Raw genomic sequence first — 606 nt, forward strand, 5'->3', positions numbered from 1 at the left:
GTGGGTGTTGCACAGGGGTTAGCCTCTCCAGCGACTTTACCATCAGGTCTAACTAAATCAATCAGACCTGCAATAAGGGAACGACGATGTGACCAAACCATTCGCTGCTTTAAAAGCTGCATAGCTCGGCCAGCATCTTCGGGAACTGAATCAAAAGAATCTTCTGTAATCTGTGGACTTGTAATCCAATACTGACTAAGAAGTAATTTCTTTTTGATTTGGTCAAATGTAGGTACACGTTTCATATCGAAACCCATACCGTATAAGACCGCCCTCATGTAACCTTTTGATTTATTTCTGAAATGTTTATTTACAAACGCATCAACACAAGTTGTGAAGAACTCTCGCTCTTCATCACTACACTCATTATTGATGAAATTTGCATAAGACATTTTCTCAAGTCGTTTACGATACTGCCAGACTTGAAACTGCATCTTCTTGGAATTCCATTCGGTGGGAATCCAACCCATGTCAAGCATTACTGCCTTGACCTTATCTGTTTTACCAGTGTCGAATGGAGTGTACCAAAGTGCGGTAAATGGGCCACAGACCTCTTCTTCGGTGAGTCCTTGTGAATCCATGTACTTCTTGACAAAAGCCTTAGGC

General features: G+C 41.7%; 1 protein-coding gene. It reads right to left on the reverse strand.

Features of this window, described 5'->3' with window-relative positions; genetic code table 11:
- On the reverse strand, positions 1–581 hold a 581-nt coding region (locus N1032_RS26375), incomplete at its 3' end, for a hypothetical protein (protein ID WP_259543610.1).
- Between the last annotated feature and the right edge of the window lie 25 nt (positions 582–606).

It is taken from the genome of Herbiconiux daphne, assembly GCF_024979295.1.
Classification (GTDB): Bacteria; Actinomycetota; Actinomycetes; order Actinomycetales; family Microbacteriaceae; genus Herbiconiux; species Herbiconiux daphnes.